This window comes from Micromonospora sp. WMMD956 (assembly GCF_029626125.1).
GTDB classification, from domain to species: domain Bacteria; phylum Actinomycetota; class Actinomycetes; order Mycobacteriales; family Micromonosporaceae; genus Micromonospora; species Micromonospora carbonacea.
In genome coordinates this window covers 588,953-603,402 of record NZ_JARUBI010000005.1, presented here as the reverse complement: position 1 = coordinate 603,402, position 14,450 = coordinate 588,953, and the positions used below count along the sequence as shown (strand labels likewise).

Sequence of the window (14,450 nt, the reverse complement as noted above, 5' to 3'; positions counted from 1 at the left end):
CGCGGGGAAGCGCATGGTCTACGGTGCTGATTAGGTAAGCCTAACCTTCGGAGGTGGGTCATGCGCCCCAGTCCCGCCCTGCGCCCCACGCCCGCCGAGACCGTCCGGACGCTGGTCGCCGGCCGGCTCCCGGCCCTGGTGCACCTGGCCCAGCGGCCCGGCCCGTTCCACGTCCGGCACGCCACCGACGTCGACGGGCGGGTGCTGCTGCTCGTCGGCGTGCACAGCGACCTGGCGGCGGCGCTGCCCCGGGGGGAGGGCTCCGACGTCGCCGTGGCGCTGGACGTGCTCGACCTGCCGCCGGCCGCCGGCGCCCCGTCGCTCGGCCGCGCCTGGGTCTCCGGGTGGGCCGCCCCGCTGCACGGCGACGCGGCCCGCCAGGCCACGCTGGATTTCGCCGAGGTGGACCCGACCGGCGACCTGCTCGACGTGGGCACCCGCTTCCGGCTCTACCGCTTCGAGGTGGCCGAGGCCCGGCTGGAGCGCCCCGACGGGCTGCTGCGGATCGACCCCGTGGCGTACGCCGAGGCGGAGCCGGACCCGCTGCACCCGGTGGAGCCGGAGCTGCTGACCGAGCTGGCCGTGCACCACGGCCGGGAGATGGCCGCGTATGTCCGGCGGCAGCTCGGCCTGGTCGAGTCCGGCCCCGACAGCCCGCCTCGCGTGGTCCGCGTCGACCGGTACGGGCTGCTGGTCTCCCTCGGCCGGCCCGGGGCCCGGCGGCGGGCCCGGCTGGCCTTCCCGCGCCCGGTGGCCGACCACCGGGAGCTCGCCCGGCTGCTGCACCCGATGCTCTGCCAGCACCCGCACTCCGCCGCGCCCCGCGGCTGAGCGCCCCGCCCCCGGCGGCTGGGGCCCGCCGCACCCCGCTGCTGAGCGCCCCGCCGCCCGCTGGGCGCGGGCTGTGCCGGTGCGCGGGCCGCGCCCGGGAGGTGAGCGGGGTACCCCGCTCTACCGAATGCGTTAACAAGGGGCCCTTCCTTACCCCAGCCCCCCGCGTAGGTAGCGCTGGACGGTGGGGCCCACCGCCGCGACCAGGGTCTCCGCCGGGGCGGAGGCGACCGGCTCCAGCCGCACCACGTGCCGCATGAGGGCCAGCCCGACCAGCTGGCTGGCCACCAGCGACCCGCGCAGCGGCAGCTCGGCCGGGTCGACGTCGAGGTGCTGGAGGATCCGGCGCAGCACCTGGGTGACCAGGAACTCCCGCAGCAGCCGGGCCGTCCACTCGTTGCTCACGGCCGAGCGCAGCAAGGCCACCGCGGCGACGCCGGCCGGGGAGTCCCAGACGCCGAGGAAGGTGCGCACCAGCCGCTCGCCGACGCCGTCGGGGTCGCCGGCCAGCACCCGGGGCAGCAGCTCGCCCGGGTCGAGCGGGGCGCCCATCGCGGCCAGGAAGAGCTGGTCCTTGCCGCCGAAGTAGTGGTGCACCAGCGCCGGGTCGACCCCGGCCGCGGCGGCGATCGACCGGATCGAGGACGCGTCGAAGCCCCGCTCGGCGAACGCGGCGCGCGCCGCGTCGAGGATCGCCCCGCGGGTGCCCGGGTTGCCGGGCCGCCGGCCGGTGCGTCGCGGCGTCGCCATCGTCCCCACCCCGCCCGCGCGTCAGCCGCTTCGGCGGCGCAGGGTGGCCGCGGCCAGCGCCAGCGCCAGCACCGCCGCCCCGGCCACCACCCCGAGGTCGCGCCACATGGTGGCCGTCGGCTCGGCGTGCGCGCCGACCTCCTGCAACGCCTCGACGGCGTACGACAGGGGGAGCGCGTCGCTGACCGCCTGCAACCAGCCGGCCATCTCGTCGCGGGCGACGAACAGCCCGCACAGCAGCAGCTGGGGGATCACCACGACGGGCATGAACTGCACGGCCTGGAACTCGGTGCGCGCGAAGGCGCTGCAGAGCAGGCCGAGGGCGACGCCGAGCACCGCGTCGACCACGGCGATCGCGATCACCAGGGCGCTGCTGCCGGCGGTGGTCAGCCCGAACACCCGGTAGGCCACCCCGGCGGCGATCGCGGCCTGGCCGGCGGCGGCGAGGCCGAACGCGATGCCGTAGCCGAAGAGCAGGTCGAGCCGGCCCAGCGGGGTGGTGAGCAGCCGCTCCAGGGTGCCGGAGGTGCGCTCGCGCAGCATCGCGATGCTGGTCACCAGGAACATGATCACGAAGGGGAAGACGCCGAGCATCACCAGGGCCACCCGGTCGAACATGCTCGGCTGGCCGGGCGGGGTGGGCTGGTCGGCGTACATGTAGTAGACGAGGGTGAGCAGCAGGGCCGGCACCAGCACGAGCAGGGCGACGGTGCGCCGGTCGTGCCGCAGCTGGCGCAGGACGCGGCCGGTGGTGGCGGCCAGGATGCGCGCGTTCACGCCGCCGCCCCCTCGCCGGCCGCCCGCCCGGTGCCGCCGGCGGGTGTGCCGCCGGCCGGTGTGCCGCCGGCCGGTCCGGCGGCCGCCTCGCTGGCCCGGATCAGGCGCAGGAACGCCTCGTCGAGGTCGTCGACCCCGGCGGCGGCGCGGACGGCGTCGGGGGTGTCGTCGGCGACGAGCCGGCCCTCGCGGATCAGCAGCAGCCGGTCGCAGCGGGCCGCCTCGTCCATCACGTGACTGGACACCAGCAGGGTCGTCCCGGCGGCGGCGAGGGCGTGGAACCGGGCCCACAGGTCGGCCCGCAGCACCGGGTCCTGCCCGACCGTCGGCTCGTCGAGCACGACCAGTTCCGGCTCGCCGACGAGGGCGCAGGCCAGCGACGCCCGGCTGCGCTGCCCGCCGGAGAGGGCGCCGACGAGCTGGCCGGCGGCCCCGGCCAGCCCGACGTCGGCCACGGCCCGGTCCGCCTCGGCCCGGCCCCGGCCGTGCAGGGCGGCGAAGTAGCGGGCGTTCTCGGCGACGGTGAGGTCGGCGTAGACGCTGGGCGCCTGGGTCAGGTAGCCGACCCGGCTGCGCAGCGCGGGGGAACCCGCCGGCCGGCCGAGGACGGTCACCGAGCCCGAGCGGACCGTCTGCACGCCGACCACGGCCCGCATGAGGGTGGTCTTGCCGCTGCCGCTGGGCCCGAGCAGGCCGGTGACGGCCCCGCGCGGCACCGCGCAGGTCACGCCGTGCAGCACCCGGCGTCGGCCCCGGTCCACGACCAGGTCGCGGACCGCGATCGCATGGTCCATCGCCACTCCCTGAGACGGAATTCATCACCCGATGAACTCCACGGTAGGCGAGGGAGGGCGCCGTCCGCAACGGGCCGCCGCCGGAGCGTCCGCGACGGCGGCGGCGAAAGGTACCCCGGGGCAGGAAAGAGAACCCTCGGGCACTAGCCTTCGGACCGGGCGTCAGCCTTCTGACCGGACAGCCCGTCCGGCATCGGGCATTGCGCCCCGATCGGGCGTACGGCACGATGGCGCGGTGGGTCACGCTGCGTCACCGGAAAGTGGATTCTTCGACGACTGGGCCGCCCGGTTGCGGCAGGCGGCCGAGCGCCCCGTCGTCGGCATCCTGCTGCGGGGCAGCCACGCCCGCCGGGCCGCCACGGCGCACAGCGACGTCGACCTCGACGTGCTGGTCACCGACGCGCCGCCGCCCCGCCCGGCCGGGCCGCCGATCAACGCCCCGTACGCCGCCCGCCGCGCCTACCTGGCCGAGAACGGCGGCCGGCTCACCCACGTCTCGGTGGCGGTCCGCGACGTCCGCTCCTGGCTGGAGCGGCTCGCCCAGCCGGCCGAGTGGGCGTTCGGGCTGCCGGTCACCGCGCCGATCCGGCTGCTCTGGGCCGACGAGCGGTGGCGGGCCCGCATCGACCTGCCGGTGCTCTGCCAGCCCGCCGACGAGCCGCGGCTGGAGGAGCTGATCGCCACGCTCGGTAAGGTCGCCGGGGCCCGGGCCCGGGGCGACCACCTCGGCGTCCGGCTGGCCGCCGCCGACCTGGCCCGGCTCTGCCCGTCCGTGCTGCGGCTGGCCAACCCGTCGGTGCGGGTGGTGTCCCGCCGGGCGGCGTTCGCCGCCGCCCTCGACCTGCCGGTCGCCCCGCCCGGATACCGCGACGACATGCTGCTCTGCCTCGGCGTGCGCCCCGGCTCCGTCGGCCAGCTCTGGGCCGCCGCCGGGCGGCTGGTCACCGGCACCGTCCCGCTGGTCCGCCCGTACGCCGAGGAGATCGCCGCCGGTGCCGGCGCGGACCTCGCCGAGGCGCTGTCCGACGGGCGGCTGGACCGCTACCTCGCGCAGCTCACGGGCGGGCCCGGGCCGGCGCGGGCCTGTGCGCCGGGCCCGACCCCCCTCGCCCGGCGGGAGCCGTCGCCGGTGCCCGCGCCGCGTGCGGGAGAATGGGTGACTGTGCCCGTACCTGACGCGCCGGTGACCGGCGCCAACGCCCGCAAGACCCCGGCGGCGACGCCCGGCCCGGCCCGTCCGTCCCGGCTCGACCCGGCCGTCGCCGCGCGGCTGCGCCGCACCCCCGACGGCCTGGTGGCCGCCGTGGTGCGCCAGCACGACACGGGCGAGGTGCTGATGGTCGCCTGGATGGACGACGAGGCGCTGCACCGCACCCTCACCTCCGGGCTGGCGACCTACTGGTCGCGCAGCCGGCAGGAATACTGGGTCAAGGGGGCCACCTCCGGCCACCTCCAGCACGTCCGCTCGGTCGCGCTGGACTGCGACGGCGACGCGCTACTGGTCAGCGTCGACCAGGTCGGCGCGGCCTGCCACACCGGCGAGCGCACCTGCTTCTTCACCGAGCTGCCGGTCACCACCAGCGGGGGGCCCGCATGACCGACGGCGTCGTGAGCCCCGACCAGGCCACCTTCGCCGACCTGGCGGCCCGCTGGCGGGTCGTCCCGGTCACCCGGCGGCTGCTCGCCGACGCGGAGACCCCGGTGGGCGTCTACCGCAAGCTGGCCGGCGGCCCGGGCACGTTCCTGCTGGAGTCCGCCGAGCAGGGGGCCGGCTCGGCGGGGATGGCCTGGTCGCGGTACTCGTTCATCGGGGTGCGCAGCAGCGCCACGCTCACCGAGCGCGACGGCACGGCCTGCTGGACCGGCCAGCCGCCGGCCGGGCTGCCCGCCGGCGGCGACCCGGTGCGGGTGCTGCGCGAGACCGTCGAGGCGCTCGCCGGCCCGGCCTGGGACCCGGCCAGCGGGATGCCGCCGCTGACCGGCGGCATGGTCGGCTACCTGGGATACGACCTGGTCCGCCGCTTCGAGCGGCTGCCGGAGCTGACCGAGGACGACCTCGGCCTGCCCGAGCTGGGCATGATGCTCGCCACCGACCTGGTGGTCCTCGACCACTACGACGGCTCGGCGATCCTGATCGCCAACGCGGTGCTGCCCCCGGCCGACGAGCCGGGCCGGGACGCCCTGGTCGCCGCGGCCTACCACCACGCGGTGGGGCGGCTGGACGCGATGACCACGGCACTGTCCCGGCCCATCCCGCCGATGATCTCCACGGTCGACCGGCCGGCCGTCGGCGACGTGGTCAGCCGCACCGACCCGGGCGGCTACCCGAAGGCCGTCGAGGCGGCCAAGGAGGCGATCCGGGCCGGGGAGTGCTTCCAGATCGTGCTGGCCCAGCGCTTCGAGCGGCCCACCGACGCCGACCCGCTGGACGTCTACCGGGTGCTGCGCACCACCAACCCGAGCCCGTACATGTACCTGCTGCGCTTCGACGGCTTCGACGTCGTCGGCTCGTCGCCGGAGGCGCACCTGAAGGTCAACGCCGGCCCCGACGGTCGACGCCGCGCGCTGCTGCACCCGATCGCCGGCACCCGCCCGCGCGGCGGCACGCCGGACGCCGACGCCCGGCTCGCCGCCGAGCTGCTCGCCGACCCGAAGGAGCGCTCCGAGCACGTCATGCTCGTCGACCTGGGCCGCAACGACCTGGGCCGGGTCTGCCGCCCGGGCACGGTGGAGGTGCCGGAGTTCGCCACCATCGAGCGCTACAGCCACGTCATGCACATCGTCTCGACCGTGGTCGGCGAGCTGCGCCCGGAGCAGACGGCGTTCGACGCGCTGGCCGCGACCTTCCCCGCCGGGACCCTGTCCGGCGCGCCGAAGGTCCGGGCCATGGAGATCATCGAGGAGCTGGAGCCGGTCCGGCGCGGCCTCTACGGCGGCACGGTCGGCTACTTCGGCTTCGGCGGTGACCTGGACATGGCGATCGCCATCCGCACCGCGCTGATCCGCGACGGCCGCGCGTACGTGCAGGCCGGCGCGGGGGTGGTGGCCGACTCCGACCCGGCCGCCGAGGACCGGGAGACCCGCGACAAGGCCGCCGCCGTGCTCGCCGCCATCGCCGCCGCCGAGACGCTGCGGCCCGCCCGGTGAGCGTGGCGGGGCGGCTCGTCGCGGCACCGGGCGGCGGGTGGCCGCGGTGACCGGGCCGGCGACCGGCGGGGAGACCTCCGGGGCCGGCGCGCCGGCCGCGCGGGCGCGCCGCGAGCTGACGTACGCCGTGCTGCTCTGCCTGGCCGGCGCGGGCCTGGCGCTGTGGGCCTCGACCCGGACCTGGGCGGTGGAGCTGGCCGCCCGGCCGGCGCCGCTGCCCCCGGTGCGCGCGGCGCGCACCGGGGCGGGCCTGCTGCCCTGGCTGCCCGCGCTCGCGGTGGTCGGGCTGGCCGGGGGCGGGGCGGTGCTGGCCACCCGGGGGGTGCCGCGCCGGCTGGTCGGCGTCCTGCTGCTGGCGCTCGGCGTGGCCGTGGCTGCCGGCGGCGGCTACGGCCTGGTGGCCGCGTTCGACGGCACGGTGAGCCGGCAGTGGCCGGCGTTCTGCCTGGTCGGTGGCCTGCTCGCCGCCTTCGGCGGCGGCGGTGTCGCGCTGCGCGGCGGGGGCTGGCCGGCGATGGGGGCGCGCTACGAGCGCCGGGCCCGGCCCGGCGTCGGCTCCGCCCCGGGGGAGGCCGCCGCGGCGGGCCCGGTGGCCGGGCGGCGGACCACCGAGGCGTGGGACGCGCTGGACCGGGGCGAGGACCCGACCGCCGACTGACCGGCGCACCGTTCGCCCGGCGAATGGACCGCCCGGCGAATGGACTGACCGGCGAGCCGGCAAACCGGCCGCCCGGCGAACGGACTGACCCGCGAACCGGCCGACCGGCGACCTCGGGGCCTGGTCCGGCCGGTGGAGCCGGCGGCCGGGGTCAGCCGACCGGCTGGCGGTCCGGCGTCGCGGCGCGGGCGGCGGCCAGCTCGGCCACCAGCCGGTTCAGCTCGGCGCGCTGGTCGGCGCGGGCCCGGTCGGCGCAGACGGCCTCCCAGGCGTTGCCGCGCGCGGTGCGCACCCGGGCGTCGCCCACGACGGCCCGCTCCAGGGTGTGCACCACCCCGACGGCGAGGGACGCCACGGTGCGGGAGATGGTGGTCAGTCCGATGGTCGGGTTGGGCCCGGCAGTGCTCATCTGGTCACCCCACACGAGATCGTTCCGACGGCGCGGGCGGCGGCTCGCCGCGACCGCCCGATGGGCCGTGGGCAGGCCCCTCGTCGAGTCTGCCCGAGTCCCACGGTGCCCGGCTCACGTTTCGCCGTGGTCACCGCCACGTCAACTGTCCGCCGGGTCCGGCCACCTGGGCAGGGCCGTTCAGCCTTGAGCTTCGTCACAACATCGACCGGCGTGCGCGCGGTCGCGCCGCCGGTGGGCGCGCGGGCCGCCGGCCGGTCGCGCCGGTGTCGACGGGCGACGTGCGCCCGGCGCGCCGCCGACGGACAATGATCCGATGAAGATGGGCGATCATCGATGGAGTGGCGGGCGGTGCGTCACCGCGATCGATGTGTCAGATCGCGCTCGGTGATCCACCGTTCACCGGAAGTCGGCCATTATGCCGCAGCCCATCTCGTGAGGCGCGCCATACCCCCGGCACGTGCTGCCAGGTGGCGCCCCCTAGCATCGGCCCATGACACCCGGAGAGGGGAGTCCGTTGGTGACTGCTGAGCATGCGCACGCGGAGGGGGACGGGGCCGGTCCGGCGGCGTCCGGAAGCGTCCTCGACGAGATCCTGGCCGGCGTCCGCGAGGACGTCGCCCGACGGCAGGAACAGGTTCCGCTGGAGCGGATCCGTGAGCTCGCCGCCGCCGCGCCGCCACCGCTGGACGCGTACGCGGCCCTGCGCCGCCCCGGCGTGGCGGTGATCGCCGAGGTGAAGCGCTCGTCGCCGTCCAAGGGCCAGATCGCCGAGATCGCCGACCCGGCCGTTCTCGCCGCCGACTACGCCGCCGGGGGCGCGCGGGCCATCAGCGTGCTCACCGAGGGGCGCTGGTTCGGCGGCTCGCTGGACGACCTGGCCGCCGTCCGGGCCGCGGTCAAGGTGCCCGTGCTGCGCAAGGACTTCGTCGTCTCCAGCTACCAGGTGCACGAGGCCCGCGCGCACGGCGCGGACCTGGTCCTGCTGATCGTGGCCGCGCTGGAGCAGAACGCGCTGGTCGGGCTGCTGGAGCGGATCGAGTCCCTCGGCATGTGCGCGCTGGTCGAGGTGCACACCGAGGAGGAGGCCGACCGGGCCATGGAGGCCGGCGCGCAGGTGATCGGGGTCAACGCCCGCGACCTGCGTACCCTGGAGGTCGACCGGTCGGTGTTCGAGCGGATCGCCCCCGGCCTGCCCAGCAACGTCGTCAAGATCGCCGAGTCCGGCGTGCGCGGCCCGCACGACCTGATCCGGTACGCCTCGGCCGGCGCCGACGCCGTGCTGGTCGGCGAGGGCCTGGTCACCCAGTCCAGCCCCCGCGAGGCGGTGGCCGCCCTGGTCAACGCCGGCAACCACCCGGCGACGCCCCGCCCGGCGCGCTGAGCCGCGCCGGGCTCCCGCCCGGCGCGCCGAGCAACCCGGGGCGAGAAGTCAGCAGCGAGAGGACACCGCCATGAGCGCCACCGAACCGGCCCCGGCCGGTCAGCTCCCCGATGCCGCCGGTCACTTCGGCCGGTTCGGCGGCCGGTTCGTCCCGGAGGCGCTCGTCGCGGCGCTCGACGAGCTCGACGCCGCCTACCGCAAGGCGATGTCCGACGAGTCGTTCCGCGCCGAGTTCGACGCGCTGCTGCGCGACTACGCGGGCACCCCCTCGCTGCTCTACCCGGCGCACCGGTTCTCCGCCCAGATCGGCGCGCGGGTGCTGCTCAAGCGCGAGGACCTCAACCACACCGGCGCCCATAAGGTGCGCAACGTGCTCGGCCAGGCGCTGCTGACCAAGCGGATGGGCAAGCGGCGGGTGATCGCCGAGACCGGCGCCGGCCAGCACGGCGTGGCCACCGCGACGGCCGCCGCCCTGTTCGACCTCGAATGCGTGGTCTACATGGGCGAGGTCGACACCGAGCGGCAGGCGCTCAACGTGGCCCGGATGCGGATGCTCGGCGCCACCGTCGTCCCGGTCACCACCGGCTCGCGTACCCTCAAGGACGCGATGAACGAGGCGATGCGGGACTGGGTCGCCAACGTCGACGAGACGCACTACCTCATCGGCACGGCCGCCGGGCCGCACCCGTTCCCCGAGCTGGTCCGGGACTTCGTCCGGGGCATCGGCGTCGAGGCCCGCGCGCAGTGCCTGGAGTCGACCGGCGCGCTGCCCGACGCCGTCGCGGCCTGCGTCGGCGGCGGCTCCAACGCGCTGGGCATCTTCCACGCCTTCGTGCCCGACGAGGGCGTGCGACTCTACGGCTTCGAGGCCGGCGGGGAGGGCGTGGACACCGACCGGCACGCGGCCAGCATCACCGGCGGCACCTCCGGGGTGCTGCACGGCGCGCGCACCTACGTGCTCCAGAACGCCGACGGGCAGACCATCGAGTCGCACTCCATCTCGGCCGGTCTGGACTACCCGGGCGTCGGGCCGGAGCACGCGTGGCTGCACGACAGCGGCCGGGCGAGCTACCTGCCGGTGACCGACGCCGAGGCGATGGCCGCGTTCGAGCTGCTCTGCCGCACCGAGGGGATCATCCCGGCGATCGAGAGCGCGCACGCCCTCGCCGGCGCGCGCAAGATCGCCCCGGGGCTCGCCGCCGAGCTGGGCCGGGAGCCGGTCATCCTGGTCAACCTCTCCGGCCGCGGCGACAAGGACGTGCACACCGCCGGCGAATACTTCGGCATCCTCGACAAGGAGCAGTGACTCGTGAGCCGCATCGGGGTCGCGTTCGACAAGGCCCGGGCCGACGGGCGGGCCGTGCTGGTGGGCTGCATGCCGGCCGGCTTCCCGACCGTCGAGGGCAGCATCGCGGCCATGAAGGCGATGGTCTCCGCCGGCGTGGACGTCATCGAGCTGGAGATTCCCTACTCCGACCCGGTGATGGACGGTCCGGTCATCCAGAAGGCCAGCGACATCGCCCTGGCCGGCGGCGTGCGCACCGCCGACGCGCTGCGCATCGTCGAGGCGGTCGCGGCCACCGGCGCGCCGGTGGTCACCATGACCTACTGGAACCCCATCGAGCAGTACGGCGTCGACGCCTTCGCCCGGGACCTCGCGGCGGCCGGCGGCACGGGCCTGATCACCCCCGACCTGATCCCCGACGAGGCCGACGAGTGGCTGGCGGCCTCGGACGCGCACGGCCTGGACCGCACCTTCCTGGTCTCCCCGTCGTCGACGGACGCGCGGCTGCGGATGACCGCGGAGCACTGCCGGGGCTTCGTCTACGCCACCGCCATCATGGGCGTCACCGGCGCCCGGTCGCAGACCTCGGAGGCCGCGCCGATCCTGGTCTCCCGGCTGCGCGAGGTGACCGACCTGCCGGTCGGCGTCGGGCTCGGCGTCGGCACGGGCGCGCAGGCCGGCACCGTCGCCGGGTACGCCGACGGCGTGATCGTCGGCAGCGCCCTGATCCGCTGCCTGCTCGACGCGCCCGACCCGACCGCCGGCCTGACCGCCCTGCGGGCGCTGAGCGCCGAACTGGCCGAGGGCGTCCGCCACCCGCAGCGCTGACCGCCCCGCCCGGCGCTGACCCGCCCCGCCCTCCGCGCCGCCCCGCCTGACCCGCCCCGCCCTTTGCCGCTCCGCGCCGTGCTCCGCCGCCCCGCGCCGCTCCGCCCGGCACCGCTCGCGCGCGCCGTGCGGGGTGAGAAGGGGACCCTTCTCGACCCCAGGCGTTAACAAGGGGCCCTTCCTTGCACCCGGCCCGGGGTGCCGCCGGGGCGGTGGGCGGCGGTAGCGTGTGCAACCGTGACCCTCGTCTCCACGATCCCCCAGGCGGCCCTGCCGAGCCCCAGCACGGCCGTCTGGCAGCTCGGCCCGCTGCCGCTGCGGGCGTACGCGCTCTGCATCATCGCCGGCATCGCGGTGGCCTGCGTGGTGACCGAGCGCCGGCTGCGCCAGCGCGGCGTCGCCCCCGGCGCGGTGCTCGACATCGCCGTCTGGGCGGTGCCGACCGGCATCATCGGCGCCCGGATCTACCACGTGATCACCTCGCCGGAGAAATACTTCGGCGCGGGCGGCGAACCGCTCAAGGCGTTCGCCATCTGGGAGGGCGGCCTCGGCATCTGGGGCGCGGTGGCGGGTGGGGCGCTCGGCGCGTGGCTCGCGGCCCGTCAGCTCGGCATCCCGTTCGCGGTGGTGGCCGACGCGCTCGCCCCGGGGCTGCCGCTCGCGCAGGCCGTCGGCCGGGTGGGCAACTGGTTCAACAACGAGCTCTACGGCGGCCTGACGACCCTGCCGTGGGGGTTGCAGGTGCACGACATGGATCCCCGCAACCCGGGCCACGCCAAGGTCGTCGACGGCGAGCCGGTGCTGCTGCCGGGGCTCTACCATCCGGCGTTCCTCTACGAGGCGCTGTGGAACGTCGGCGTCGCCGCGCTGGTCCTCGTCCTCGACCGGCGGCTGCGCCTGGGCCGGGGGCGGGCGTTCGCGCTCTACGTCATGGGCTACACGGCCGGCCGGTTCTGGATCGAGCTGATGCGCACCGACGAGGCCAACCACATCCTCGGCCTCCGGCTCAACGTCTGGACGGCCGCGCTGGTCTTCGTCGGGGCGCTGGTCTACTTCCTGCGCGTGCGCGGGCCCCGGGAATACCTCGTCCCGCTGGGCGGCCCCGCCCCGGCCCCGGTCCCGACGACCGGGGGCGACGTGTCCCAGGTCGACCTGTCCGAGCGGGAGGCCGGCGCGCGGGCCGCCGCCCCGGCGGGCTACCGGGTGGTGAGCGAGGAGCAGTTCCGCGCGTACGAGGAGACCGGGGCCGTCCCCGACGACCCCACCGCGACCGGCGACGCCGACGGTGGGGCAGCCGGGCCCGACGGGGCGGGCGACGAGGCGGCCGGGGCCACCGGCTCCCGCGCCGCCGACCGCGAGAGCTGAGCGGGAGGGCCGGCATGCGTACCGCGGTGGTGGTCGGCGCCGGCATCGGCGGCCTGGCGGTCGCCGGCGCGCTGGCCCGGTCCGGCTGGCAGGTCACCCTCCTGGAGCGCGCCGACCGGGTCCGCCCGGACCCGACGGCCGTCGTGCTCTGGCCCAACGGGGTACGCGCGCTGCGCGCCCTCGACCTCGGCGCGGGGCTCGACGCGATCGCCACGCCGCTGCCCGACGGCGGCGTACGCCGCCCCGACGGGCAGTGGCTGGTGCAGCCCCGCCCCACCCCGGCCGACCGGATGCCCGTCGTGGTGCACCGGGAGGACCTGCACGACGCCCTGATCGCCGGCCTCGGCGAGCGGGTGGAGCTGCGCACCGGCGTGTCGGTGCGCACGGTGCGGGCCGAGCCGGGCCAGCGCCCGTCGGTCGGCGACGGGCGGCAGCGCTTCGAGGCCGACCTGGTCGTCGCGGCCGACGGCACCGACAGCGAGATCCGCCGACAGCTGGCCCCCGAGTCCCGGGTGGTCAGCTCCGGCTGCGCCGCCTGGCGGGCGGTGATCCCCTGGTACCGCGCGCCCCGGCTGCCGGCCGACGCGCCGGTGGGCGGGGAGACGCTGGGGGCCGGGTACCGCTTCGTGGCCGCCTCGCTGGGCGAGCGCGGCTCGTCGGGCGCGTCGAGCCGGGGCGGCATCTACTGGGTGGCCACCGCCGCGGGCGCGCCCCGCCCGGAGCCGCCGGAGACCCAGCTCACCCTGCTGCGCCGCTGGTACGCCGGCTGGCCCGCGCCGGTCGGCGAGCTGCTCGACGCCACCGACCCGGCCGACCTGGTGCAGCAGGAGATCCGCGAGCTGCGCCCGCTGCCCCGCTCGTACGGCTTCCCGGCCGGGCCGGGCGGGGTGGTGCTGCTCGGCGACGCCGCGCACGCCATGCCCCCGCACCTCGGCCAGGGCGCGTGCCTCGCCTTCGAGGACGCCGCCACCCTCGCCTCGCTGCTGCGCGAGTCGCGCCTGCCGGACGCGGTCGCCGCGTACGACAGGCTGCGCCGGCCCCGCGCGGCGACGGTGGTGCGGCAGACCCGCCGGATGTCGGCGGTGCTCCAGGCGCGGGGCCGGCTCGCCCTGCGGGCGCGCGACGCCGCCCTCGGCGCGATCAGTCCCCGCCTGCTCTCCGGCGCGGCGGCCTCCGCCGCGCAGTGGCGTCCCCCGTCCTGACGGCGCGCCCCCGCCGGCCGGCCCGGCGTCAGATGATCGCGGCGGGCTCGGCGATGCAGGCGGTGCCGATCCGGCGGAAGCCGACCCGCACGTAGACGCGGGCGATGTCCTCGCTGCCGGCGGAGAGAAATACCAGGTCGGTGCCGGCGGCGCGCAGCGCGTGGGCGAGGGCGGCGGTGACCGCCGCGCCGAGCCCCCGGCGGCGGGCGGCCGGCAGGGTCGCCACCCCGGCGATCTCGGCGGTGTCGCCGACCCGCATCGCCATCCCGCTGGCCAGCGCCCCCTCGCCGGGGGCCTCGGCGAGCGCGGACAGCCGCCGGCCGTCGGCGATGCGCGCCCGCTCCTCCTCCAGCGCGGCCACGTCCAGCTCGGTGATCGCCGCGTCCCGCTGCGCCGGGCCGGCGTCGCCCCGGGCGGTGCCCGCGGCGGCGAAGCCCACGACGGCGACCGCCCGGCGGGCGGCCACGTCGGCGGCGAGGCCGGGGGAGGCCGCGTCGAGCAGGCGCACCGGCACGGCGGCGAAGCCGCCCGGGTCGGCCAGGGCGGCCGGGTCGAGGACCATCAGCGGGGCCTCCAGGACGGTCAGCCCGGCCGCGCGGGCCACCGCGAGCAGGTCCGGGTTGCGCTCGTGCACCCACTCGAACGCCTCCGGCAGGCCGAGTTCCCGCTGCCGCTGGCGCACTGCGGTAATGTCGGCCACGGAGGGCGGCCCGGCGGCGTCGAGGCGGGGCCGCGCGTAGAACGGCCATCCCTCCCCTTCCCGGACGAACAGGACGAGGGGGCCGTGCTCCTCCGCGCGGGCCACGTCGCGGGGCACGGCGTCGTAGAACCGCTCCAGCCGGTCGAACGTCACGGTCGTCTCAGCGCGTACGTGATCCACCGCGCGAGACTACCTTCCCAGGATCTGGAAGTGTGATCAATCTGAACTGGCCTTGCGCGCCCACCCCTAACGTAGACTCAATAGACCCATAAGGGCCGACGTCGTCCCGACCATGATCCAACCTGAGTGACGACAGGAGG

At 76.9% G+C, this 14,450-nt stretch carries 14 protein-coding genes and 1 pseudogene; 10 read left to right on the top strand and 5 right to left on the bottom strand.

The window, feature by feature from the left end; translation table 11 throughout:
• Positions 1-78: 78 nt before the first annotated feature.
• Complete coding sequence (locus O7628_RS02825; protein WP_278136187.1) at positions 79-831, top strand: DUF2470 domain-containing protein; 753 nt, start codon at positions 79-81, stop codon at positions 829-831.
• A gap of 150 nt (positions 832-981) precedes the next feature.
• Here the strand turns inward: O7628_RS02825 and O7628_RS02820 are convergent, their stop codons facing one another.
• The 3 genes from O7628_RS02820 to O7628_RS02810 are packed head-to-tail and all read right to left on the bottom strand — an operon-like array spanning position 982 to position 3,152.
• Positions 982-1,581: a TetR family transcriptional regulator gene (locus tag O7628_RS02820; protein ID WP_278128126.1), complete on the bottom strand. Its 600-nt coding sequence runs from the start codon at positions 1,579-1,581 to the stop codon at positions 982-984.
• 21 nt (positions 1,582-1,602) lie between these two features.
• Positions 1,603-2,358 (bottom strand): ABC transporter permease, encoded by a 756-nt coding sequence (locus O7628_RS02815; protein ID WP_278128125.1) that lies wholly within the window; start codon positions 2,356-2,358, stop codon positions 1,603-1,605.
• Entirely contained in the window at positions 2,355-3,152 is a 798-nt protein-coding gene (locus tag O7628_RS02810; protein ID WP_278128124.1) for an ABC transporter ATP-binding protein, read from the bottom strand. Before O7628_RS02810 ends, O7628_RS02815 begins: the two co-directional genes overlap by 4 nt.
• Positions 3,153-3,183: 31 nt before the next feature.
• Here O7628_RS02810 and O7628_RS02805 point away from each other — a divergent pair.
• The 4 genes and pseudogenes from O7628_RS02805 to O7628_RS02790 all read left to right on the top strand — a co-directional run.
• Positions 3,184-4,110 (top strand): annotated as a pseudogene (locus O7628_RS02805) (hypothetical protein); the annotation flags it as partial.
• Between the two features lie 204 nt (positions 4,111-4,314).
• The gene (gene hisI, locus O7628_RS02800; RefSeq protein WP_074474532.1) at positions 4,315-4,749 is read left to right on the top strand and encodes a phosphoribosyl-AMP cyclohydrolase; all 435 of its coding nucleotides are present in this window, start codon (positions 4,315-4,317) and stop codon (positions 4,747-4,749) included.
• Positions 4,746-6,299, top strand: coding sequence for an anthranilate synthase component I (locus O7628_RS02795; RefSeq protein ID WP_278128123.1), 1,554 nt, complete (start codon positions 4,746-4,748; stop codon positions 6,297-6,299). Before hisI ends, O7628_RS02795 begins: the two co-directional genes overlap by 4 nt.
• Before the next feature lie 46 nt (positions 6,300-6,345).
• On the top strand, positions 6,346-6,957 hold the full coding sequence (locus O7628_RS02790; protein WP_278128122.1) for a Trp biosynthesis-associated membrane protein: 612 nt from the start codon (positions 6,346-6,348) through the stop codon (positions 6,955-6,957).
• Positions 6,958-7,108: 151 nt separating this feature from the next.
• On the opposite strand, the gene O7628_RS02785 is transcribed toward O7628_RS02790, so the two are convergent.
• Positions 7,109-7,366, bottom strand: coding sequence for a hypothetical protein (locus O7628_RS02785; protein WP_178065821.1), 258 nt, complete (start codon positions 7,364-7,366; stop codon positions 7,109-7,111).
• 520 nt (positions 7,367-7,886) lie between these two features.
• Between O7628_RS02785 and trpC the strand changes: the two genes are divergently transcribed.
• The 5 genes from trpC (at position 7,887) to O7628_RS02760 (ending at position 13,430) form a co-directional block, all read left to right on the top strand.
• Positions 7,887-8,750, top strand: a complete 864-nt coding sequence (gene trpC, locus O7628_RS02780) for an indole-3-glycerol phosphate synthase TrpC (RefSeq protein WP_278128121.1) — start codon at positions 7,887-7,889, stop codon at positions 8,748-8,750.
• 70 nt (positions 8,751-8,820) lie between these two features.
• Complete coding sequence (trpB, locus tag O7628_RS02775) at positions 8,821-10,056, top strand: tryptophan synthase subunit beta (protein WP_278128120.1); 1,236 nt, start codon at positions 8,821-8,823, stop codon at positions 10,054-10,056.
• Positions 10,057-10,059: 3 nt separating this feature from the next.
• Positions 10,060-10,863, top strand: coding sequence for a tryptophan synthase subunit alpha (trpA, locus tag O7628_RS02770; protein ID WP_278128118.1), 804 nt, complete (start codon positions 10,060-10,062; stop codon positions 10,861-10,863).
• A gap of 237 nt (positions 10,864-11,100) precedes the next feature.
• A complete protein-coding gene (gene lgt, locus O7628_RS02765; RefSeq protein WP_278128116.1) occupies positions 11,101-12,228 on the top strand; it encodes a prolipoprotein diacylglyceryl transferase in 1,128 nt (375 codons plus the stop codon).
• Positions 12,229-12,242: 14 nt separating this feature from the next.
• Positions 12,243-13,430, top strand: a complete 1,188-nt coding sequence (locus O7628_RS02760; protein ID WP_278128115.1) for an FAD-dependent monooxygenase — start codon at positions 12,243-12,245, stop codon at positions 13,428-13,430.
• Between the two features lie 28 nt (positions 13,431-13,458).
• Here O7628_RS02760 and O7628_RS02755 read toward each other — a convergent pair whose 3' ends face one another.
• On the bottom strand, positions 13,459-14,310 hold the full coding sequence (locus tag O7628_RS02755) for a GNAT family N-acetyltransferase (RefSeq protein WP_278128113.1): 852 nt from the start codon (positions 14,308-14,310) through the stop codon (positions 13,459-13,461).
• Positions 14,311-14,450 lie beyond the last annotated feature (140 nt).

Bases quoted from the DNA above. Each gene is read 5' to 3' on its own strand.
- O7628_RS02820 (WP_278128126.1), bottom strand. From the start codon at position 1,581: ATGGCGACGCCGCGACGCACCGGCCGGCGGCCCGGCAACCCGGGCACC.
- O7628_RS02760 (WP_278128115.1), top strand. From the start codon at position 12,243: ATGCGTACCGCGGTGGTGGTCGGCGCCGGCATCGGCGGCCTGGCGGTC.
- O7628_RS02795 (WP_278128123.1), top strand. From the start codon at position 4,746: ATGACCGACGGCGTCGTGAGCCCCGACCAGGCCACCTTCGCCGACCTG.
- O7628_RS02785 (WP_178065821.1), bottom strand. From the start codon at position 7,366: ATGAGCACTGCCGGGCCCAACCCGACCATCGGACTGACCACCATCTCC.
- O7628_RS02810 (WP_278128124.1), bottom strand. From the start codon at position 3,152: ATGGACCATGCGATCGCGGTCCGCGACCTGGTCGTGGACCGGGGCCGA.
- trpB (WP_278128120.1), top strand. From the start codon at position 8,821: ATGAGCGCCACCGAACCGGCCCCGGCCGGTCAGCTCCCCGATGCCGCC.